This is a genomic window from Nonomuraea sp. B12E4, assembly GCF_039871825.1.
GTDB lineage: Bacteria > Actinomycetota > Actinomycetes > Streptosporangiales > Streptosporangiaceae > Nonomuraea.
Genome location: NZ_JBDPME010000001.1, coordinates 82,942 through 104,775, shown reverse-complemented (window position 1 = coordinate 104,775; position 21,834 = coordinate 82,942). Strand labels below are relative to the sequence as shown.

Below are 21,834 nucleotides of genomic sequence, written 5' to 3'. Positions count from 1 at the left end.
ATGCGGCGCGGCTGGGTGCTGGTGCGGTTCGTCCTGTTCGTCGGGACGTGCGTGGCGCTGATCGTACTGATCACCGTGCAGATCGCCCGGGTGAGCACCGGCGGCGGCTACCGGCTGGTCGCGATGTTCGACGACGTCTCCGGCCTGGTCGAGGGCGACCAGGTCAAGATCGCCGGGGCGCCGGTCGGGCAGGTGGACACGATCAGGGTCGTGGACGGCCGGGCGGAGGTGACCCTGGAGGTGCAGGACGCTGTCAGGGTGCCCACCGACACCGAGGCCGCCGTACGCTGGCGCAACGCCGTCGGCCAGCGCGTGGTCTACCTGCTGCCGGGCACCGCGCCGGCCCGGCTGGCGCCCGGGGCGCGCATCACCCGCACGTCCTCCGTCGTCGACATCGGCGAGCTGATCAGCGACCTCGGCCCGCTGACCCGCAGCCTGGACCCCGAGCAGATCAACCAGCTCCTGACCGCCGCCGCCAGGGCGCTCGACGGCAACGAGCGGAACATCCCGCGGCTGCTCGACAACGTCAACGCCATCACCACCACGGTCAACGAGCGCAGGCGGACCATCGAGCGGCTGCTGAAGGACTACGCCACCGTCACGGGCGTGGTCGCCCGCCGTGACAAGCAGATCGAGCGGCTCGTCGACAACCTCGTGACGCTCTCGGAGGCGTTCGCCGACAACCGGGAGCTGATCGACGAGGCGCTGGTACAACTGTCCACGACCGTGCACACCTCCAACGAGGTGCTCGGCAAGAACGCCGGCGAGCTGGGCGCGCTGGTGGACAACCTGGCCGGCCTGACCGGCGGCATCCGCCGGCACGTCGGCGAGGTGGACCGGACGGTCAGCACCTTCCAGCCGCTGCTGGCCCGCGCTCATTCCAGCGTCAACCGCGGCCACTACTTCGTCAGCGCCATCCCGTGCGTGGCCCTGAGCGCCGCGCCCTGCCCGTACGGGATGCGGAGCCCGCCGCCGCTCCGCAACACCCGCGTCCAGAGTACCGATGACCTGCGCGAACTCCTGGTGGGCGGCTGATGGCGCTCAAGTCCTTCCGCGACCGCAACAAGATCGCCGTCGGCCTGGTGTCGGTGGCCACGATCGCCACCCTGCTCGTCGCCACGTTCCTGGCCGGCACCCTCGGGCTGCTGGAGGGCGGATACACGATGTCGGGCGTGTTCGTGGACTCGGGCGGGCTGCGCACCGGCAACGATGTCAGGGTCGCCGGGGTGCGCGTCGGCGAGGTCACCGAGGTGCGTGCCGACTACGCGCGGGGCCACGTGCTCGTCACCTGGCGGGTGGCCGACGACGTGCGCCTCGGCCGCGGCACCCGCGCCGACATCGCGCTGTCCAACCTGCTCGGCGGCCGGTACGTCAGGCTCACCGGCCTGGGCCGGGCCCCGTACTACGACCAGCTCCCCGAGGGCGGCCGGCGCATCCCGGTGACCAGGACCGGCGTGCCCACCCTCATCAACGACGCCATCAACGACGCCACCCGCCTGGTCGAGCGGCTGGACACCGGCGCCGTGGACGACCTGCTCACCGAGCTCGACCAGCTCGACCTCGGCAAGCGGGGCCGCCTCACCAGGCTGCTGGAGAACGTCGGCGACCTGTCGGACACGATCAGCGGGAGCGAGCCGCAACTGCGCCGCCTGCTCGACAACGGCACCAGGATCATGAGGGTCCTGGAGAGGAAGGACAAGCAGCTCACCCGGCTCCTCGACGCCATCGACGTGATGCTGGACGAGCTGCGCGCCCGCCGGAACGAGTTGCGCGCGCTTCTCGGCGACGGCAGCGACCTGGTGCGGAGCACGACCCGGCTGATCGACGAGCACGAGCGCTCGCTGGTCCGGGTGCTCGACGACAACGCGGCCATCACGGCCCGGCTCAGCGGCAGCAACAAGCAGCTCAACTCGCTGCTGGCGTGGGCGGGGCCGACGTTCACCGGCCTGTCCACGATGGGCGGCCAGGGCCCGTGGCTGGAGGCCATAGCCACTGGTCTGGGCCCCATCAACCCGGAGGTGCTCGCCGTCATCAAGAAGGACAGGAAGAGCGACCGATGAGACGACTTCTGGCGGTGCTGGTGGCCGGCGCGTTCCTGACGTCGGGGTGCTCGGTGCTGGGGGCGGAGCCGCCGTACCGGCTGGCCGCGATCTTCGCCAAGGCGCCCGCCCTGTACGAGGAGGCGCGGATCAAGGTGATGGGGCTCGACGCCGGATACGTCGAAAAGATCCGCATCGACGGGGACAAAGTGCGAGTTGACCTGCTGGTGGACCGGCAGGTGCCGCTCCCGGCCGGTGTGCAGGCCGTGGTCGCGCCGCAGAACACCCTCGGCGAGCGCAACGTCGTCCTCTATCCCCCGTGGAAGCCCGGCGACCGGCGGATCCAGCCCGGGGCGACCATCCCGCTGGAGCGCACCGACCTGCCGGTGGAGATCGACGACGCGCTCGACGCGTTCACCAAGCTGACGAACGCGCTCGACGACCGCAAGCTCGGCCACGTCGCGGGCGACCTGGCCGACGGCGTCCGGGGGCGGGGCAAGACGATCAACAACGCGATAGCGGACACCGCCGAGCTCACCGGCACCCTGGCCGAGCAGGACCAGCGGCTCGTCGACCTGGCCAAGGGCCTGAACAGGCTGGCCACCACCCTCAACGAGCGCGAGGCCCAGGTGACGGGCGCGATCGACTCCTTCGCCGAGGCCGGCGCGATCCTGGCGGAGGAGCGGCGGCGGCTGCGCGGCTTCGTCACCAGCATGGCCGGGTTCGTACGGCGCGGAGACGTGCTCATCGAGCAGTATTCCGAGCGGCTCCCGCAGGCCGCGGGAACCCTGGCCGAGCTGGTGCTGACGGTCAGGGCCAACAGCGCCTCGACGGCCCGGGCGGTCAAGGGCGCCGCCGACTTCGCCGACGTGATGATCGACGCGTGGGACCGGGAGCAGCACGTCCTGAAGATCCGCGTGGTGCTCAACGCGATGACCAGGGCATGGCTGACGCCTCTGTTCGACTCGCTCGGCCTGGGCCGGGTGCCGTGCCTGCCCGCCGGGCTCAGCAACTGCCCCTTCGAGCAGGGGAGGCGACGATGACGACACGCCTGTCGGCCGCGCTGCTCGCCCTGGGCCTCACGGCCGCGTGCTCGCTGCAGACGCTCGGCGCCACCACCGGCGACCTCACCCTGTACGCCACCTTCGACGACGTGCAGAGCCTGGTGGCCGGGCACAGCGTGCAGATCTCCGACGTACGGGTGGGCACGGTCACCGGCATCCGGCTGCAGGGCTACCGGGCCAGGGTGACGATGTCGGTCCAGTCCGAGCACCGGGTGCCCCGGGGCAGCACGGCCACCGTGGCCAAGACCTCCGTCCTGGGTGAGAACTACGTCCTGCTCACCCCGCTGCCGGGCAAGGACCTGGCCACGGGCCCGTACCTGGACGACGGCGCCACCATCGCCGACACGTCGGCCGAGCCGGACATCGAGCAGGTCACCGCGGAGGCCGGGCCGCTCATCGAGGCGCTCGGCGCCCAGGACGTGAACGCCATCCTCGACGCCGCCTCCACCGCGTTCGCCGGCCAGGGCGACGACGTGAACACGCTGATCAAGCAGACGGCCGAGGTCACCGACGCCTACGCCGCGGCCCGCCAGGACCTGGGGACCAGCATCGACGCCCTGGCCAGGCTGGGCGACGACCTCGCCAGGGGCAGCGCCGAGCTGGACCGGCTGCCGGGCACGCTCGCCGCGGCCACCTCCCGGATCGCGCACGGGCGGCAGCACGTGAGGAGGACCATCGTCGCGTTGACCGCGCTGGCCAAGGAGGCCAACCTCACGATCTTCCCGCGCCACGCGGCCCGGCTGCGCACGCTGCTGCGCGAGCTGGCGGCGATCTCCTCGGCCATGCAGCGGGGCCGGGAGGACCTGAAGGCGCTGGTGGTGAAGCTGCAGAAGTTCATCGACACGCCGCCGATCACGGTCAACGGGCAGGTGCTCATCTACCTGTGGCTGAAGGGCGTGCTGCCGCCCCGGGCCGGCCGTGGGCCCGGCGGCGTGCTCGGCGGCGTGCTCGGCGACGGGCCGCTGCCGAACCGGGTGGAGGACTTCCGCCTGCTGCTGGAGCCGCCGCGATGAGAAGCCGCATCTATCTGAACCTGGGGTTCTTCGTGGCGCTGGGGATCGTCATGACGGTCTGGGCGTTCAGCACGATCATCCGGCTCGACGCGATCGAGCGGCCGTACCGGGTGTCGGCGGAGTTCGTGTCCTCCCCCGGGCTGATCCGCGGCTTCGAGGTGGCCTATCTCGGCGTACGGGTGGGCAGGATCGGCGACGTGCGGCTGGCGCCCGGCAGGATCGTCGTGGGGCTGGACATCGAGCGGGAGATCCGGCTGCCGAAGGGCGTCACGGCCGAGGTGCGGCGCAAGTCGGCGATCGGGGAGCCGTACGTGGAGCTGTCGCCGCCCCGTACCGGCGTGACCGGGCCCGCGCTGGCGGCCGGGGACACGATCCCGCTGGCCAGGACGTCGGTGCCGCTCGACTACAAGAAGCTGTTCGAGGGCGTCGGCAAGCTGCTCAACGCGGTGCCGCCGCGGGACGCCAAGACGATCACCCACGAGCTGGCCGTCGCGCTGGACGGCCGGGCCCCGGCGATCAGGAGCATCATCGACGACGCCCACACCCTGACCGGCACCCTCGCCGACAACGCCGAGGTTCTCGACGACCTGTCGGTGCAGCTCACCCGGCTCACCCACACGCTCGCCGGCAAGCGGGACGAGCTCGCCTCCGGGATCACGGACCTGAGCGCGGTGACGGGCACGCTGCGTGCCTCACGGGCCGACCTGAACGCCTTCCTCGACCGGGGGCCGGGGGTGTTCGCCCGGCTCGACGAGGCCGTCAGGAGGTCCCGGCCGGGGTTCTCGTGCCTGCTGACGGGCCTGGGGCTGCCGCACAAGCCGGTGTTCTCGCCGGAGACCGAGCGGAACGTGCACCACCTGCTGAGCATCGTGCCGACGGCGCTGAGCCTGGCCGACGACATCAGCGACCGGCGCGGTGACACCGTCTACGGCAAGGCGTCGTTCATCTTCAGTGTGCCGGGCGGGCCCCAGCCCGCCGAGGAGTACGCGAGCGCCGTCGGCCCGCCGCCCGTACCCCGGCTGCGCTCCTGCCCCGCCCCGCCCCCCGCCGCCACTACCGGCCGGGACGGCGACCACGACGAGGGCCGGAACGACGGCCGCGACACCGACCCGGACGCCGACCCGCACGCCGACCCGGACGCCGGGCAGGCCGGGCAGGCCGAACCTGCCGAACAGGCCGATCGGCCGGAGCAGGGCACGCCGGCCGACGCGTCACCCGGCGGCCTGGCCGCCACCACCACCGCATCCCGCACCCCGCCGAACCCCGCCCCGCTGATCGCCGCGATAGCCCTCGCCGTCATGGCCGGCGGTGCCATCGTGGGCTGGATCGCCGCGGGCCGGGCCGCCCGCCGCCGTGAGGAGTCACCATGACCACCAGGCAGGACCTCACCGAGGACACCACCGAGGCCCACCCCGAGAAGGCCCCCGCCCCCACCCCCACCGACGCCGCGACACTCACCGACACCGTCCCCGCTGGGGCCGCACTCACCGACCCCACCCCCACTGAGACCGCACCGGCAGAGACCACCGGCAGCACGCCGGCCGAGGCCATCGGCGCGTCCTCCCCCGGCAGGGGCGGGCGTTTCACCCGGGCCCGGGCCATGGGGGCGCTGGTCGCCATGCTGGTGGTGGCCCTCGCCGCCACGGCCGTCCTGCAGTGGATCTCCGCCGCCCGGGCCGAGGACGCCCGCGCCCGGCTGGCGAGCGAGCGCGCGTTGCGGCTGGAGGTGTCCGGCGCGGCGAGCGCGTTCAGCACGGCCCTGCTCGGCTACGACTACCGGGACCTGCAGACCACCCGCTCCACCCTGGCCGCCCAGGCCACGGGCGACTTCCTGAGCACGTACGACGAGGCGTTCGGCGGCGCGATGGCGCAGGTGATCGTTAAACTGAAGGCCACCGCCCGGGCCACGGTGCGCGAGGTCTACCTGGCCGAGGTGGACGAGGCCACGGCACGCGCCATCGTCGTGGTCGACCAGCAGGTGAACACGTCGGAGGCGATCCGCTCGGTGAAGGACTCCCACTTGAAGGTCAGTATGGTGAAGGAGAAGGGTGCCTGGAAGGTCCACGACGTGACCGTCCTCGGCGCGGCCTCGGAGGACCAGTACAACCTCGACGGCGCCGAGAAGAAGGACTGAGACGATCGGCCCTTTGGCGATGGGCGGCCTCCCCGAGGAGGTGCTCGCCCCTGAGGAGTGGCTCACCGAGGTGGAGCGGGAGCGGGCCGCGCGGTTCAGGTACGCGACGGACCGCGAGAGTTTCGTCGCCGCCCACCTGCTGATGCGCGTCTGCGCCGCCGCCGTGCTCGACACCGAGCCGGGTGAGCTGACGCTGCGGCAGCACTGCGACCTGCACGGCCCCGGGCACGGCAAGCCGTACATCGAGGAGGCGCCCGCGCTGGGCGTCAGCTTCAGCCACACGCGCGGCTACGTGTGCGCGGCGGCCGGCCCCGGCAAGGTCGGCGTGGACGTCGAGCGCGTGCGGCCCGGCCCACTGGACGTGCTGCTGGCCGACCGGGTGCTGACGCCGCGCGAACGCGCGCTGGTCACCGGCAACGACGAGCTGATCAGGCACTGGACGCGCAAGGAGGCGCTGATCAAGCGCGGTGAGCTGGAGCTGGGCAAGGTGGGCAGCGGGGGCGACGACCTGACGGGCCGTCACCTGCTGGAGTGGAGCGCGGGCCCCGACATCCGCGTGGCCGTCATCACGGACACCCCCGCCAGGAGGGCGCCCATCCCCGGGTAGGGTTGCCCGCATGTTCTACCGCAAGCCCCTTGAGGAGCGGATCGCTGACCGGATGGCTCAGCGCAAGCCCCTCGATGAGGGCAAGACCTTCGAGCACGGTCCGGCGAAGTTCGTGTTCATCTCCTTGATCGTCGCGGTGGTGCTGATGCACGTCGTCGGCGTCGCCATCGTCATGGCGTTCACCTGATTCCGGCTCCGGGCCTGCGGGCACGCGGCCTCCGGCAGCATGGCCGCCGAGCCGCTGACGAGCCCCGCGGCGAGCTTGGCCAGCGCGATGGCCTGGTTGGCCGCGCCCGCCACGAGCACGGTGCCCAGGCTCTCTCCCGGCTTCTCCGCCATGCCGCTCAATTTTGGAGGTGGGCGGGTGGCGGACTCCACCGGGGCGCGGGGTCCGCTCGCGCGCGCGTGCGCTAGATTGGAGATCATGAGCGCGCCTCGCTGGCTTTCCACCGCCGAACAGCGTGCCTGGCGTACGCATCTGGCGCTGCACAAGCTCCTCATGCACCGGCTCGACCGCGAGCTGCAGGAGCACTCACTCTCGTTGAACGACTACGAGATCCTCGTCAACCTCTCGGAGAGCCCGGAACGCCGCATGCGCATGAGCGACCTGGCGGACGCGACCATCCAGTCGCGCAGCCGGTTGTCCCACCAGATCTCCCGCATGGAGGTCAAGGGCCTGGTCACCAGGGAGGACTGCCGGGATGACCGGCGCGGCACGTTCGCGGTGCTGACCGACGAGGGCTGGGAGACGATCCAGCGGGTGGCGCCGTTCCATGTGGCGAGCGTGCGCGAGCATTTCGTCGACCGGCTCACCGGCGACCAGCTCGACGCGATCGAGGCGGCTTTCCAGCCGATCGTGGAGCATCTGAAGAAGCTGCGCTGACACCCAACTGATATGCGCGACGGCGCACGGACGTTCCCGAGCGCTCGCTACGATCCGCTCATGCTCAGAAAGCTACTGATCGTGGCCGCGCTCGCGCTGGTGTCGGCGTGCTCGTCGGACGCCGGGACCGAGCTGCCCGCCGGGCCTGATCTGATGAGGAAAGCCGCGGCGGCCATGCAGGCCGTCAAGTCGGCGAGCTTCTCGATCTCGACCGAGGGCCGGCCGCAGGTGCCGGTCAAGAAGGCCGAGGGCAGGCTCACCGCCACCGGGGACGCCGACGGCACGATCACCATCGACATCCTGGGCACTTCGCAGGAGATCAGCTTCGCCGTCGTCGGGGAAACCGTCCACTTCAAGGGCGTGACGGGCGGGTTCCAGCAGATGACGCGGGAGCAGCTCGCGCAGTTCTACGACCCCTCGGTGATCCTGGAGCCGACCAAGGGCATCTCCCAGCTGCTGACCTCGGGCACGGACCCGAAGGTCGAGGCCGTGGAGGACGGCTCATACCGGGTGGCCACGACGTTCCCCGGGCAGGCCGTGGGCCCGATCATCCCGGGGGTCACGACGAGCGTGAACGCCAAGATCTGGGTCGACCAGGCCACCAGCAGGCTCACCAAGGCCAGCCTGCCGCTGCAGAAGGGCACGGTGATGGTGTCGTTCAGCGAGTATGACGCGCCGGTGACGATCACGCCGCCCGCCGGATGAGACACGCACGCCGGGTCGCGCTCGGCGCCGGGGGCGCGGTGGTGCTGCTGGCCGCGCTGGACGCGTACGTGGTGGTGACGGTCCTGGTCGGCATCGCCGAGGACGTGGACATCCCGCTCAACCACCTGGAGCGGGCCACCCCGATCGTCACCGGGTTCCTGCTCGGGTACGTGGCCGCGATGCCGCTGCTCGGCCGGCTCTCCGACCGCTACGGGCGGAGGCCGCTGATCCACGCCTGCCTGGCGGCGTTCGCCCTCGGCTCGGTGCTGACGGCGCTGGCCTCCGGTGAGGTGACGGTGGTGGCCGGGCGTACCGTGCAGGGGGTGGCCGGCGGGGCGCTGCTGCCGATCACGATGGCGCTCATCGGCGACCTGTGGCACGAACGGGAGCGGTCGGTCGCCCTGGGGACGGTGGGGGCGGCCCAGGAGCTGGGCAGCGCCCTCGGGCCCCTGTACGGCGGGCTGCTGGCGCAGATCCCCGCCGTCGCGGTGGCGGGGGTGGAGCTGGGCGGCTGGCACGCCATCTTCTGGATCAACGTCCCCCTGGCGGCACTGGCCGCCGTGGCGGTACACCTCACGGTCCCGGCACACACCAGACCCTCCCCTCCCAGCACGGACACACCGGGCACCGCGCCGGCACTCCTGACCACGGCGACAGCGGACACCGAGCCCACACCTCACACCACAGCCACACCGACCGCCGCCGCGACACCCCCAGCCGCTGAAACGCCGGACATCGCCGGAGCCCGGCCGGCGGGCCCAGGCGAACTCGCGGGCGTGGGCCGGGTGGATGTGGTTGGTGGGGTGTTGCTGGCGTTGGCGCTCGGGCTGCTCGTCGTCGGCCTCTACAACCCCGACCCCGCCAAAGCCGTGTTGCCGCCCTGGGGCCTGCCCGTGATCGCCGCCGGCGTGGTGGCGGCCGGGGTCTTCGTCTGGTGGGAGGTCCGATCCCCCGTCCGCCTCCTGGACCTGTCCCGCACCCGTAAGGGGCCGCTGCTGGCCACCCTGGCCGTGAGCTTCCTGGCCGGGTCGGCGCTCCTGGTGACGATGGTGTTCGTCCAGCTCACCGGCCAGACCCTGCTCGGCAAGGACGAGCTGGCGGCGGCGCTGGTGCTGGCCAGGTTCCTGGCCGCGCTGACGGTCGCCGCCCTGCTCGGCGGCCTGCTGGCGCGCGGGCTGGGCGACCGGGCCGTGGCCGTGGCGGGCATGGCGGTGGCGACGGTCGGCTACTGGCTGATGAGCCGCTGGCCGCTCGACCTGGCGAACGCGGGCCTCACGGTCGATGTCTCCCTGGTCGTGGCGGGGCTCGGGCTGGGCCTGGTCATCGCCCCGGTCTCGGCGGCGGTGCTGCGGGTGAGCCCGGCGGCCCAGCACGGGGTGGCCTCGGCGGCCGTCGTGGTGGCCAGGATGATGGGCATGCTGATCGGCATCGCGGCCGTGTCGGCGTGGGGTTTCTACCGCTTCCAGTCCCTGACCGCCGACCTGGACACGCCGCTGCCGTTCGGCGTGGACGCGGAGACCTACCAGCGGCGGCTGGCCGACTACCTCGCCAAGGTGCAGGCGGCGCTGCACACGGAGTACACGGAGATGTTCCTGGTCACGGCGGTCATCTGCCTGCTGGGCGCGGCCGTGGCACTGCTCATGCCACGCCGCGCCCAGCAGGTCGGACCCCGGTGACCGGCAGCCGGTAGCAGGCGGCTACGGCGAGAGGTGCCGGCGACCGGGTAACAGGCGGCTACGGCGAGAGGCGGTGCAGGTCGCGGGGGAAGGCCGTGGTCTGGCGGATGTTGGCGGCCCGGGTCAGCCGCGCCGTCCACCGCTCCAGCCCGAGCGCGAACCCTCCGTGCGGCGGCATTCCGTACCGGAACGCCTGCAGGTAACCCTCGTACGCCTGCGGACCCTCACCCCGGGCGGCCAGCACCTCCAGGTAGTCCGCGTACCGGTGCAGCCGCTGCCCGCCGGTCACCAGCTCCATCCCCCTGAACAGCAGGTCGAACCCGTTGGTGTAACCCGGCCGGGCGGGGTCGGGATGGGTGTAGAAGGGCCGTTTGGCCATCGGGTAGCCGGTGACGTACAGGAATTCCGAGCCGTGCTCCCGCAGTGCCCACTCCGACAGCAGGCGCTCCTGCGCGGGCGACAGGTCGGGCTCCGCGGAGCCGGTCAGCCGCTGGGCCTCGGTGAAGTGGATGGCCGGGATCTCGGCGGGCACCTCGGGCAGCGCGACCCCGAGCAGGCCGAGGGCGGGCCGGGCGCGGTGGCGTACGGACTCCAGCATGCCGGCCACCGCCTCCCGCAGCACCGCCATCACGTCCCGGTGGTCGCGAACGAAGCCCAGCTCGGCGTCGAGGCTCGTGTACTGGGCCAGGTGGCGTACGGTGTCGTGCGGCTCGGCCCGGAAGACCGGCCCGACCTCGTAGACCCGCTCGAACACGCCGACCATCGCCTGCTTGTAGAACTGCGGTGACTGGGCGAGATAGGCGGGCCGGCCGAAGTAGTCGATGCCGAAGACGTTCGCGCCCGACTCCGTCGCCGAGGCGACGATCTTCGGGGTGTGCACCTCCGTGAACCCCAGCCCGTCGAGCGTGGCCCGGAACCCGGCCACGCCGGCGGCCGAGATCTCCAGCGGCGCCCGCAGCCGCGGGTGCCGCAGCGCGACGGGCGCGTGGTCGAGGACCGTGGGCAGCGCCGCGCCCACGACGGGCCGGTAAAGGTCGAACGGCGGCGCCGCGCAGGCCTCCGCCAGCACCTCGATCTCCGGCTCGACCAGCTCGAACCCGCCGGGGGCCTGCGGGTTGGCGGCCGCGGTCCCGGTGATCTCGACGACGTTCTCCTCGCCGGGCAGGTCGCCCGCCGCCACCACCTGAGTGAGGCCGGTACGGTCCCTGACGACGAGGAAGGACACGGATTTCAGTTGCCGGCGGCGATGAACCCAACCGGCGATCGTCACTCGTTGCCCGGCGTGCTCAGCGAGCTCCGCCGACATGACACGAGAGATCATTACAGCTCCTCACGAGGAATTGCATGACCCCTTGGGAGTGCGGGGGAGAAGGGAGCTCCCGGTGCCACCGCACTTTCGCCGCCCCGGAGAGGCGGCCTCGGCGACCCGATGACGGGGGTCAGACCGGCGGGGCATTTCCTCCCCGCACTCAGGAGTGTCTTCGCCGGCGGGCTCGGGGCCGCCTTCACAGCAATCGGCGGCTCTCTGGGCCCGAACGGAACGCCGGCTACTCGTCTCCGTCAATGTTTGCGATCAATCCTACGATTGGGCCCGCCCGCTCGGCAAAACGATTACTTGTCCTTCTTGGCGCGCTTCTCCCTGATCTTCATTGTGACGTCGATCGGCGACCCCGCGAAGCCGAACTCCTCCCGGATGCGCCGCTCGATGAAGCGCCGGTAGGTCTCCTCCAGCCACCCGGAGGTGAACAGCACGAACTTGGGCGGCTCGACGGAGGCCTGCGTGGCGAAGAGGATCTTGGGCTGCTTGCCTCCGCGCACCGGCGGCGGCGTCTGCTGCACCAGCTCGGTCAGGAACGCGTTGAGCCGGGCCGTCGGCACCCGGGTGGACCACGAGTCGAGCGCCTTCTCCAGCGCCGGCACCAGCCGGTCGAGGTGCCGCCCCGTCTTGGCGGAGATGTTGACCCGCAGCGCCCACGGAGTGCGGACGAGCTGCCGGTCGATCTCCTTCTCCAGGTAGTAGCGCCGGTCCTCGTCGAGCAGGTCCCACTTGTTGAACGCCACCACCATCGCCCGGCCCGACTCGATGACCAGCCCGATGATGCGCAGGTCCTGCTCGGTGAGCGGCTCGCTGGCGTCGATCAGCACGATGGCCACCTCGGTGCGCTCCAGCGCCGCCCGGGTACGCATGGCGGCGTAGAAGTCGGCCCCCTGCAGCTCCCGGTCGCGCCGCCGGATGCCGGCCGTGTCGACGAAACGCCAGGTGCGCCCGCCCAGCTCGACCAGCTCGTCCACCGGGTCGCGGGTGGTGCCCGCCATCGGGTCGACCAGCACCCGCTCCTCCCCTGCCAGCTTGTTGAGCAGGGAGGACTTGCCCACGTTGGGCTTGCCGAGCAGCGCCACCCGGGCGGGCCCGCGCTCGGCCTCGAACGTCACCTCGGGCGTCTCGGGCAGCGCGTCGAGGATCACGTCGAGCAGGTCACCGCTGGAGCGGCCGTGCAGGGCCGAGACGGGGTACGGCTCCCCGAGCCCCAGCGACCACAGGGACGCGGCCTCCAGCTCCAGATTCTGGTTGTCGACCTTGTTGGCGGCCAGGATGACCGGCTTGCCCGACTGCCGCAGCACCGAGCCCACGATCTCGTCGGCGTCGGTCGCGCCCACGGTGGCGTCCACGACGAAGACGATCACGTCGGCCAGCTCGACGGCGACCTGGGCCTGCTCGGCGATGCGCAGGTTCATCCCCGTGGCGTCGGGATCCCAGCCGCCGGTGTCGACCACGGTGAAGCGGCGCCCGCGCCAGTTGGCGTCGTAGGTGACGCGGTCGCGGGTGACGCCCGGCACGTCCTCGACGACGGCCTCGCGGCGGCCGATGATGCGGTTGACCAGCGTGGACTTGCCCACATTGGGCCGGCCCACGATGGCCACGACCGGCAGCGGCGTGCTGTCGCCGTGCTCGGTGATCTCAAGCTCGTCGAGGCCGGCCTCGATCCAATCCCCCGTTGTCACGTTGTTTCATCCTTCGTGAGTACCGCACCTGTCAGGTGCGCTCGTGTATGTGGTCGCGGCCGCTTGGGAACTCGTGGGCGCCACTCGCCCCTCCCGAGCTCCCCCGCTGCTTGACCAGACTCAGCACCTCGCCGATGACCTCTTCGAGGCTCAGGGCGGTGGTGTCGAGCTCGACGGCGCCAGCCGCCATCGAAAGTGGGTCGGTCTTGCGGGTCGAATCGATGGTGTCACGCTTGGCCATGGCCGCCTGATGGTCCTCGACCTTGGATCCGGCCACCTCGGCGGTGCGCCGCCGGGCGCGGGCCTCGGCGCTCGCCGTGAGGTAGATCTTCACGGGGGCTTCCGGGCAGACCACCGAGCCGATGTCCCGGCCCTCGACCACGATGCCGCCCGCGCCGATGATCTCTCGCTGCCGGGCGACCAGGCGCGCCCGCACCTCGGGGACGGCGGCGACGACCGAGACCGAGCCGGTGACGTCCGTCTCCCTGATCGCCGCGGCCACGTCGACGCCGTCGACGTGGATCGTGGGGCCGTCGGGGTCGGTGCCCGAGACGATGCCCGGCTCGCCGCAGCGCGCGGCCACGGCCGCGGAGTCGGCCAGATCGACGCCCTCCCGGAGCATCCACCAGGTCATCGCGCGGTACATCGCCCCTGTGTCGAGGTAGCGCAGACCCAGCGCGCGGGCGACCCCGCGCGAAACGCTCGACTTGCCCGACCCCGAAGGGCCGTCCATGGCGACGACCAGACCGGTCACGGCCTCTCCCTCTGCAAGTTTAACCAACCCGAAGAGGCTACAGCCTCCGGCTCAGTCGGCGATCCAGCTTCCGTGGAAGCCGAGCGGCACCCTGGCGGGAAGGTGCACGGTGGCGACCGGTTCGCCGGTGAAGTCCTGTGCGGAAAGGATCACCAGGTCCGCCGCTCCCCGGGCCGGGTTGTTGACGTAGCTGAGCACATAGCCGTCGTCCTCCCCCGCGCCGGACGGCACGAACACCGGCTCCGCCACGTGGGCGCCCCGCCCGAACCGCCGCGCCTCCTGGGTGCCGCGCTTCAGGTCGTGCTTGATGAGCGTGTTGTCCAGCGCCCCGTCGGGCAGGTCCGTCAGGTCGGTCCCGTACGGGTGGACGGCGTCGTAGAGCTCCGGGGCGGCCGAGGTGTAGCCGTAGCGGTACGGCCGGCCGGTGCGGCGCTCGTCCATGCGCGGGAACTCCTGCGCCCGGTCGTCCAGCCGGGTCCGCCGCACCCGGCCGGAGCGGAGGTCGATGCGCCACCGGTCGAGCGTGGGGGCCCCGCCCTCCGTCAGTTGCGCGTCCACGAACCGCCTGGGGTAGCTGACCACGTCCACGACCACCTCGTCGCCGTCGTCGTAGGCGTTGAGCGTGTGGAACACCCAGCACGGCTCCACCTCCACCCACCGGATCTCACCGCTCTCGCGCGACATGAGCCCGACCCTGGCCCCGTGCGCGTCGTCCCACGCGTACGGGAACTGCCGCCCCTGCTCGGCGTGGGCCATGCTGAACGTGACCGGCAGGTCGTAGATCACCACGTATCGCTCGGTGAGCGCGAAGTCGTGCAGCATCGGCTTGCCGGCCACGGGGATGTCCCTGATCCGTGTGACCGTGCCCTTGCCGTCGAGGACGACGTGCTGGTGGTGGTCCCAGCCGAAGTAGTAGGCGATCGCGTGCAGCTCGCCGGTGGCCGGGTCGAGGTGGGTGTGCGCGGCGAACCCGCCGGGCAGTCCGCCGCCGAAGTCGCACGGGCCGATGGTGTCGAGCTCGTAGCCCAGCTCGTACGGCAGCGCTCCCGCCTCCACGGTCGCGAACGTGCGCCCGGCCAGCCCGATGACGTGCGTGTTGGCCGCGAAGTCCATGCCCTCGTGCACGGGCCCCGGCCGGGGCTGCTCGCCGAGGCGCTCGGCGACGGCGGCGCTGCGCACCCAGCGGTTGCGGTACCACTCGGCGCGGCCGTCGCGCAGCCGCACGCCGTGCACCATGCCCTCGCCCATGAACAGGTGCCCGGCGCTGGGGTCGTCGAGGCCGAGCGGGTTGGGGCCGTTACGCAGGTAGCGGCCGTCGAGCTCGGCCGGGATGCGGCCGGTGACGTCCAGGTCGAAGGCGGTGATCTCCTCGGTGACCGGGGCGAACGCGCCGCGGTAGGGGGTGGTCGTCATGCTGGTGTCTCCTCCCGCAGGAATGGCGTGAGAACCGAGGAGGAGAGCAGCCGGAAACGCCGCTCGGCCTCGTCCCCCTCGAAATAGCCTGAATTTTCCAGACTTACGGCGCCATGCACGGCCATCCACAGCACATCAGCGATCTCCTCGGCGGTGCCACCGCGCAGCGCCCCGGCCGCCAGGCAGTCGGCCACCCAGCCGACCAGGATCTCGAACGTCCGCTTGGCCGCCCGCAGCGCGTCGGGCCCCGGCTCGAAGCCCGGCATCGCCCCCTGGAACATGACCCGGTAGTAGCCGGACTCCGCCAGCGCGTAGTCGCGGTAGGCCTGCGCCCCCGCGATCAGGCGGGCGAGCGGGTCGTCGCCGGGCGGCACGCCGAGCAGCCGCCGCTCGAACCTGGCGAACCCCTCCAGCCACAGGGCCTCACTGAGCCCGTCCTTGCCGCCGAAGAGCGTGTAGATGACCTTCGTCGAGCAGCCGACCTCACCGGAGATCCGCCGCACGGTCAGAGCCGCAGGGCCCTCGGAGACGAGCAGACGCGTGGCCACGTCGAGAATGACCGCCCTGACAACACTCTGCCCTTCCCGCTGCGCCTGCTGGTACGCGCTGACCGTCATGTCGGTAACGCCGTTTCTTGTCGGTAACGTTGTTACCGCCTTTATACGCCCCCACACACCCGCTCGTCAATGGGGACCGCACTTCACGGAGCACCACCACACCACTCCCCCGGCGTCCTGAGGCGGGCCACGCCGTGCCGGACCCGTGCCCGAGGCCGGCCGTGCTGGTCACGCCTGTGCTGGTGGGACCGCGGGCGCGGCCCTCACTTCAGCCCGGCGGTCAGCGAGAACAGCCCGACGGGCACCAGGCCGCGCTTGAGCAGCTTGTACGTCGCCAACGGGCTGCTCGACACAGCCTCCTTGTACACGATGGCCGCCCGCCCCTTCAGGAACGCCCGGCGCGGGCTGTCATCAGGACGGGTGAACTGGATGACCGCGTCCTTCCGCCCGATGCTGACGGGCTGATGCACGAATCCGAACCTGAACCCCTTCGGCGTCCTGCCACGCAGCGTGGCGGTCAGGGAGTCGGCCGCGTGCAGGCCGGTCGGGATGCCGCCCTGGCAGGTGCCGTGCAGCACGCCGAACCGCTGGCTGACCGCGGCGGCGTCACCGACGGCGTACACGTCGGGGTGGGACACCGAGCGCAGCGCCGAGTCGACCACGATCCGGCCGCGGGCGTCGACCGTCAGCCCGGACTCCGCGGCCATGGGCAGGCCCTCGGTGCCGCCGGTCCAGAGCGTCGCGTCGGAGCGGACCAGCTCGCCACCGGCCAGCTCCACCGCGTCCGGCAGCACCTTGGTGATCTCGACACCGCCGCGCACCTCGACGCCGAGCCGCTCCAGCGCCGCCTCCAGGTAGGCGCGGGCCCCCTCGCCCAGCATCGCGCCCGGCCGTCCCCGGGACAGCAGGACGACGTGCACGCGGGGGTGCGCCTCGGCCAGCTCGGCCGCCGCCTCGATGCCGGTCAGCCCGCCGCCGGCCACCACCACCGTGCCCTCCTGGAGCGCGTCGAGGCGCTCCGCCAGGCGTACGGCCCGCCGGTGGTCGTCGAAGGTGTGGGCGTGCTCGCGGACCCCGGGCACCGAGTCGCCGGTGACGGTGCCGAGGGCGTAGACCAGCTTGTCGTAGCCGAGGACGCGCCCGTCGTCCAGCCGCACCTCGCGGCGCTCGACGTCGAGCGCGGCCACCCGGCCCGCCACGAACTCGACGCCGGTGCCCGCGACCACATCCCGCAGGGAATGGTCGGCCAGGTGCTCGCCCGCCGCCGTCTGGTGCAGCCGCAGCCGCTCGGTGAACCTCGGCGAGGCGTTGACCAGCGTGACCCGGCCGCCCAGCCGCCGGGTTTTGACGGCGGCCCTGATGGCCGCGGCGGTGCCGGTGTAGCCCGCGCCCAGTACCAGAATGTCGGTCATTTCCGTACCTCCTCGATTCGCCATGAAGACGGATCGAGGAGGTACGGACGTGACATCGGGCGCTAGGGAACCTGCCAGCCGCGTTCGCGCAGGGCGTGGGTGAGCTGGATGCCCGCGTCGGGCTCCACCGACAGCTCGGCGATGCCCAGGGGCAGGCCGGGAGCGTGCTCCAGGCGCACGTCCTCGACGTTGACCCCCACCTCGTCGCACACCTGGAACAGCCGGGCGAGCTGGCCCGGGCGGTCGCCGATGACGACCTGGACGGTGGTGTACTCGGAGTGGGGCCCGCCGTGCTTGCCGGGGATGCGGTCGTGGCCGACGACGCCGCGCTTGAGGAGCTGGGTCAGCTCGCCGGTGGCGGTGCCGTCGCCCTCGGCCAGGGCGCGCAGCGCGGCCGCGGCGTCGGCCAGGTCACCGGCCACGGCCTCCAGCACCTCGGCGACCGGCGAGGCGTTGCCCGACAGGATGCCGATCCAGAGCCCCGGGTCACTGCCCGCGATCCGGGTCACATCACGCACGCCCTGCCCGGCCAGGCCCAGCGCCACATCGGTGGCGTCGGCCAGGCGGGCGGCCACGGCGGAGGCCGCGACGTGGGGCGCGTGGGAGACGACGGCCACCGCGCGGTCATGGTCGATGGCCCCGACCTCGACCGGGTTGGCCCCGCACAGCTCGATCAGCCGCAGCACGGCCGCCTTGGCCTCGGGGTCGGCCTCCTCCGTGGGGCACAGCGCCCACGGGCGGCCGAGGAACAAATCGTCCCTGGCGGCTCCCGGGCCGGACTTCTCACGCCCGGCGAGCGGGTGGGAGGCGACGTAGGAGGACAGGTCGCAGCCGAGCTGCATGGCCCGGTGGATGGGCTCGGCCTTCACGCTGGCCACATCGGTGTAGCAGCGCGCGGCGCCGATGCGCTGCAGTTCGAGCAGCTCGGTCGCCACGTGGGCCGGGGGGACCGCGATGATCGCCAGGTCGGCGCGCTCGCAGTCGGGGATGGAGGCGCCGTCGGCGGTGCCGCCGTACTGCCACTCCTCGCCCGCGCCGAGCTCCCGTGCCAGCCGTACCGCGCCCTGATCGCGGTCGGCGAGCAGCACGCGTACGCCGCGCTTGCGCAGGGCCAGCGCCGCTGAGGTGCCGATGAGACCGGTGCCGACGACCAGCACGGTACGTAGTTCCATCTCGATGTCCTGATTTATCGGGCTGTTTAGAGTAATTTCACGGTTATGAGTATCGCCTGATGTGCTTGCCGGTGGCTTATTGCGCGATGTCCTGCCGCAACGCCACGGCACCACGCAGGTAGACATGGTGCATCTCGGCCCGCGGCTTGTCGGTCTCCACGTGGGCCATGAGCCGTACGACGCGGGGCAGCGCGCCGGGCACGTCGATCTCGGTGCAGCAGATCAGCGGCACATCGTGGAAACCCAGCTTCCGCGCCGCCAGCGCGGGGAACTCGGCCGTCAGATCAGGCGACGCGGTGAACAGCACGCTGATCACGTCATCCGTGGTCAGCTGGTTACGCTCCATGAGCGCCACGACCAGCTCCGTGGTCCCCTCGATGATGGCGTCACGGTTGTTGGCATCCACCTGGATCGCCCCACGGATGGCCCGCACCATGTGGTTTGTCCCTTTCTCACTAGTGGAGAAGCCCGTGCGGAGGTCCGCACGGGCTCCTACGTCCGGCCAGATTACAGCTTTACGGCCGCGTACAACTCGCCGACCTCCTTCAGGGACAGCGCCCTGACGGTCCCGGGCTTGGTACGGCCCAGCTTCACCGGCCCGAACTCGATCCTGGCCAGGTCGATGACGCGGTGCCCCGACTCCTCCAGCATGCGCCTGACGACATGCTTGCGGCCCTCGTGCAGCACCACCTCGACCAGCGCCTGCTGGCCGTGCTCCTGCACGATGGAGAAGGAGTCGGCCCGGACGAGGCCGTCCTCCAGCTCGACGCCCTGCCGGAGCCTGCGGCCGAGATCACGCGGGATCGGGCCGGGCACCTTGGCCCAGTATTTCTTCTGCACCCCGTAGCTGGGATGCGTGAGCCGGTTGGCCAGCTCGCCGTCGTTGGTGAGCAGCAGGAGCCCCTCGGTCTCGGTGTCCAGCCGCCCCACGTGGAACAGCCGCGGCGCCAGCTCCTCGACGAAGTCGGCCAGGCACGGGCGCCCCTGCGGGTCGCTCATGGTGGACACGACCCCGATGGGCTTGTTGAGCGCGTAGTAGACGAGGTCGGGCGCGGTGGGGATGCGCATGCCGTCCACATGGATGACCTGGGCGGCGGGGTCGACCTTGGCCCCGAACCGCCGTACGACCTGGCCGTTGACGGTCACCCGGCCCTCGCCGATCATCTCCTCGCACGCCCGCCGGCTGGCCACCCCGGCCTGCGCGAGCACCTTCTGCAGCCGCACCCCGTCCGGCACCTCGGTGGTGTCGCGCTCGTCGGTGTAGCCCTCGGGGTAGAAGTCGCGGTCCCGCAGGGGCTGACGTGCGGCCTTCACCCGCTGCTGCTGGGGGCTGCCGTAACTCTGCCGCCGCCCGCTGCCCAGGGTCTGCACGTCATCCCGCCGCGGCGCCCGCGCATTCCTCTCGCCCCGATCGGTACGGGCGGGGGCGTCGCCGTCCCGCCTGCCGTAACGGGAGCGCGTCGAGGACGACCCGCCCTCACGGCTCACGTCCTCCCGGCGCCCGCCCCGATCGGCCCGGAACCCCGTCCGTTCGGTCCGGCGGTCACCACGGTCGCCAGCCGAATGGTCGCCCCGGTCATCACGAGACCGCTCGGACCCGGCGTAGCGGCCCTCACGCCGGCCGCTCCCGTAACGCTCCTCACGCCCGTAGCGCGCCTCGCGCTCGCGACCGTAACCCTGCTCGCGGCCGCCACGGCTGTAACGCTCGTCCCGGCCACCACCACGGCGCTCGTCACTCTGACCGCGCCCATAGCGCTCTTCGCGATCGCCGCGCCCATAGCGCTCCTCGCGATCGCCGCGCCCATAGCGCTCCTCACGGTCGCGCCCATCGCGCTGCTCACGGTCACCGCGCCCGTTGCGCTGCTCACGACCGTAACGCTCCTCACGGTCCCCGCGTCCGTAGCGGTCCTGCTGTTCACGCCCACCACGGGCGAATCGACCCGCGTCGTCACCGTCGCGGCCGCCGGGCCTGCCGTACCGGGCGCGAGACCCGCTCCGGTCGGCGCGGAGGGAATCACGAGAGGCTCCGCCCCGGAAGCCATCACGCCCGGCGCCACCGCGGAACTCGTCGCGCGCGCCCCCGCCGCGGGAGTCCTCTCTCCGGGACCCACGGGAGTCGTCACGCCGGGCGCCACCACGGGAGTCGTCACGCCGGGTGGAACCACCGAAGTCGTCGCGCCGGGATCCGCCACGGGAATCCCTGCGGTCGGACCGGCCGCCCCTGAAATCGTCGTCGGAACGGAAGGCGGGACGCCCGCCACGGCCGGAGCCGCCGGTGCGTCCACGACCGCGTCCATCACCGGACGGGGTGCTACGCCTGTTGATCACTTTGTCGTCTCCTCGAGATTTTCCACGTCGTCGGGGAGGAAGGGAGCGAGCTCGGGAAGCTCGCTGAGGTCCCGCAGTCCCAGACGTTCAAGGAAGTATGAGCTTGTCCGGTAGAGCACGGCCTGGCTCTCCGGGTCGGTGCCGGCCTCTTCGACCAGCCCCCTGGCGACGAGCGTGCGCATGACGCCGTCGCTGTTGACGCCGCGTACGGCGGCGACGCGGGCGCGGCTCACCGGTTGCCGATAAGCCACCACCGCGAGTGTTTCGAGCGCGGCCTGGGTCAGCCGCGTCTGCTGTCCATCACGGACGAACCGCTCGACCAGCTGCGCGCAGTCGGCACGGGTGTAGAAACGCCAGCCCCCCGCCACTTCCCGCAAGTCAAAACCGCGCCCATCAGCCGTGTATTCCTCCGCCAGCCCGCGCAGGGCCGCAGCGACCTCATGAGTGGGCCGCTCCAGCACCTGAGCCAGGGTCACTTCGGCAACCGGCTCATCGACCACAAGCAGGATAGCCTCCAACGCCGCCCGAAGCGTCGGCCCGGGCGCTCCCGCACCAAAACCGCCCTCCGCCTCATCCACCCCAGCACCGAAAGCACCCTCGCCCGTCCCGTTACCGGCCACGAATGCGGGCTCGGGCTCGAATGCGGGCTCGGGCTCGAGCGTGCCCCGATCGCCCTCGTCCAAAGGCCTCTCGTCCGGGTGGGACGCGCCCGCATCCCCCTCGTCCGGAGCCCCGGCGTCCGGATGCGACGTGTCCGCATCGCCCTCGTCCAAAGCCCCCTCGCCCGGATGCGACGCGCCCGCATCCCCCACGCCCGCATCCCCCACGCCCGCATCCCCCTCATCCGCATCGTCCTCGCCCGGGGCCCCGGCGGCAGGGGACGGTGTCTCCGTTGCGGCAGGAGCCTGGGCAGGGGGTGGTGTGGACGAGGTTGGGAGGTCAGGGTCGGAGGGGTCGGGGGTCTGAGTGTCCTCGCCCTCCACAGCCGGTGCCGAGGGCTGGACCAGGGAGCCAGGGAGGGTCATCCAGGCGGGCAGCGGGGGCTCCGAGTCCGGGGACCTGCGAGGCGTGGGC

Annotated in this window: 22 protein-coding genes; 12 read left to right on the top strand and 10 right to left on the bottom strand. The window is 71.9% G+C overall.

Translation table 11 applies throughout. The features are described from left to right. The 11 genes from ABGB18_RS00475 to ABGB18_RS00425 all read left to right on the top strand — a co-directional run bounded on the left by ABGB18_RS00475 (position 1) and on the right by ABGB18_RS00425 (position 10,121). Complete coding sequence (locus ABGB18_RS00475; RefSeq protein WP_347693233.1) at positions 1 to 1,035, top strand: MlaD family protein; 1,035 nt, start codon at positions 1 to 3, stop codon at positions 1,033 to 1,035. Then, positions 1,035 to 2,060, top strand: a complete 1,026-nt coding sequence (locus ABGB18_RS00470; RefSeq protein ID WP_347693232.1) for an MlaD family protein — start codon at positions 1,035 to 1,037, stop codon at positions 2,058 to 2,060. Before ABGB18_RS00475 ends, ABGB18_RS00470 begins: the two co-directional genes overlap by 1 nt. Continuing rightward, positions 2,057 to 3,082: an MCE family protein gene (locus ABGB18_RS00465; RefSeq protein WP_347693231.1), complete on the top strand. Its 1,026-nt coding sequence runs from the start codon at positions 2,057 to 2,059 to the stop codon at positions 3,080 to 3,082. Before ABGB18_RS00470 ends, ABGB18_RS00465 begins: the two co-directional genes overlap by 4 nt. Next, positions 3,079 to 4,116: an MCE family protein gene (locus ABGB18_RS00460; RefSeq protein WP_347693230.1), complete on the top strand. Its 1,038-nt coding sequence runs from the start codon at positions 3,079 to 3,081 to the stop codon at positions 4,114 to 4,116. Before ABGB18_RS00465 ends, ABGB18_RS00460 begins: the two co-directional genes overlap by 4 nt. Next, positions 4,113 to 5,486 (top strand): MCE family protein, encoded by a 1,374-nt coding sequence (locus ABGB18_RS00455; RefSeq protein ID WP_347693229.1) that lies wholly within the window; start codon positions 4,113 to 4,115, stop codon positions 5,484 to 5,486. Before ABGB18_RS00460 ends, ABGB18_RS00455 begins: the two co-directional genes overlap by 4 nt. Continuing rightward, on the top strand, positions 5,483 to 6,250 hold the full coding sequence (locus ABGB18_RS00450; RefSeq protein ID WP_347693228.1) for a hypothetical protein: 768 nt from the start codon (positions 5,483 to 5,485) through the stop codon (positions 6,248 to 6,250). Before ABGB18_RS00455 ends, ABGB18_RS00450 begins: the two co-directional genes overlap by 4 nt. 19 nt (positions 6,251 to 6,269) lie before the next feature. Continuing rightward, a complete protein-coding gene (locus tag ABGB18_RS00445; RefSeq protein ID WP_347694280.1) occupies positions 6,270 to 6,857 on the top strand; it encodes a 4'-phosphopantetheinyl transferase superfamily protein in 588 nt (195 codons plus the stop codon). A gap of 10 nt (positions 6,858 to 6,867) precedes the next feature. Then, positions 6,868 to 7,044 (top strand): hypothetical protein, encoded by a 177-nt coding sequence (locus ABGB18_RS00440; RefSeq protein WP_347693227.1) that lies wholly within the window; start codon positions 6,868 to 6,870, stop codon positions 7,042 to 7,044. 237 nt (positions 7,045 to 7,281) lie between these two features. Next, complete coding sequence (locus ABGB18_RS00435; protein WP_347693226.1) at positions 7,282 to 7,740, top strand: MarR family transcriptional regulator; 459 nt, start codon at positions 7,282 to 7,284, stop codon at positions 7,738 to 7,740. 60 nt (positions 7,741 to 7,800) lie between these two features. Further along, on the top strand, positions 7,801 to 8,445 hold the full coding sequence (locus ABGB18_RS00430) for an LppX_LprAFG lipoprotein (protein ID WP_347693225.1): 645 nt from the start codon (positions 7,801 to 7,803) through the stop codon (positions 8,443 to 8,445). Next, complete coding sequence (locus tag ABGB18_RS00425) at positions 8,442 to 10,121, top strand: MFS transporter (RefSeq protein WP_347693224.1); 1,680 nt, start codon at positions 8,442 to 8,444, stop codon at positions 10,119 to 10,121. Before ABGB18_RS00430 ends, ABGB18_RS00425 begins: the two co-directional genes overlap by 4 nt. A 58-nt stretch (positions 10,122 to 10,179) precedes the next feature. On the opposite strand, the gene aspS is transcribed toward ABGB18_RS00425, so the two are convergent. The 9 genes from aspS to ABGB18_RS00380 all read right to left on the bottom strand — a co-directional run bounded on the left by aspS (position 10,180) and on the right by ABGB18_RS00380 (position 19,920). After that, positions 10,180 to 11,442, bottom strand: coding sequence for an aspartate--tRNA(Asn) ligase (aspS, locus tag ABGB18_RS00420; RefSeq protein ID WP_347693223.1), 1,263 nt, complete (start codon positions 11,440 to 11,442; stop codon positions 10,180 to 10,182). Positions 11,443 to 11,732: 290 nt separating this feature from the next. Next, positions 11,733 to 13,106 (bottom strand): ribosome biogenesis GTPase Der, encoded by a 1,374-nt coding sequence (gene der, locus ABGB18_RS00415; protein ID WP_347694279.1) that lies wholly within the window; start codon positions 13,104 to 13,106, stop codon positions 11,733 to 11,735. A 49-nt stretch (positions 13,107 to 13,155) separates the two neighbouring features. Beyond that, positions 13,156 to 13,878, bottom strand: coding sequence for a (d)CMP kinase (cmk, locus tag ABGB18_RS00410; RefSeq protein ID WP_347693222.1), 723 nt, complete (start codon positions 13,876 to 13,878; stop codon positions 13,156 to 13,158). A 51-nt stretch (positions 13,879 to 13,929) separates the two neighbouring features. After that, positions 13,930 to 15,291: a carotenoid oxygenase family protein gene (locus ABGB18_RS00405; protein WP_347693221.1), complete on the bottom strand. Its 1,362-nt coding sequence runs from the start codon at positions 15,289 to 15,291 to the stop codon at positions 13,930 to 13,932. Next, positions 15,288 to 15,908: a TetR/AcrR family transcriptional regulator gene (locus ABGB18_RS00400; protein ID WP_347693220.1), complete on the bottom strand. Its 621-nt coding sequence runs from the start codon at positions 15,906 to 15,908 to the stop codon at positions 15,288 to 15,290. The genes ABGB18_RS00405 and ABGB18_RS00400 overlap by 4 nt, the downstream gene beginning before the upstream one ends. A 203-nt stretch (positions 15,909 to 16,111) precedes the next feature. Then, positions 16,112 to 17,260, bottom strand: coding sequence for an FAD-dependent oxidoreductase (locus tag ABGB18_RS00395; protein WP_347693219.1), 1,149 nt, complete (start codon positions 17,258 to 17,260; stop codon positions 16,112 to 16,114). A gap of 62 nt (positions 17,261 to 17,322) precedes the next feature. Next, positions 17,323 to 18,432, bottom strand: a complete 1,110-nt coding sequence (locus tag ABGB18_RS00390) for a prephenate dehydrogenase (protein WP_347693218.1) — start codon at positions 18,430 to 18,432, stop codon at positions 17,323 to 17,325. 76 nt (positions 18,433 to 18,508) lie between these two features. Beyond that, the gene (aroH, locus tag ABGB18_RS00385; protein WP_347693217.1) at positions 18,509 to 18,868 is read right to left on the bottom strand and encodes a chorismate mutase; all 360 of its coding nucleotides are present in this window, start codon (positions 18,866 to 18,868) and stop codon (positions 18,509 to 18,511) included. 71 nt (positions 18,869 to 18,939) lie between these two features. Continuing rightward, a complete protein-coding gene (locus ABGB18_RS00380; RefSeq protein WP_347693216.1) occupies positions 18,940 to 19,920 on the bottom strand; it encodes a pseudouridine synthase in 981 nt (326 codons plus the stop codon). Between the two features lie 75 nt (positions 19,921 to 19,995). Here ABGB18_RS00380 and ABGB18_RS00375 point away from each other — a divergent pair, with 75 nt between their 5' ends. Continuing rightward, positions 19,996 to 20,874: a hypothetical protein gene (locus ABGB18_RS00375; RefSeq protein ID WP_347693215.1), complete on the top strand. Its 879-nt coding sequence runs from the start codon at positions 19,996 to 19,998 to the stop codon at positions 20,872 to 20,874. On the opposite strand, the gene scpB is transcribed toward ABGB18_RS00375, so the two are convergent. After that, positions 20,757 to 21,338, bottom strand: coding sequence for an SMC-Scp complex subunit ScpB (gene scpB / locus ABGB18_RS00370; protein WP_347694278.1), 582 nt, complete (start codon positions 21,336 to 21,338; stop codon positions 20,757 to 20,759). The genes ABGB18_RS00375 and scpB overlap by 118 nt on opposite strands. Between the last annotated feature and the right edge of the window lie 496 nt (positions 21,339 to 21,834).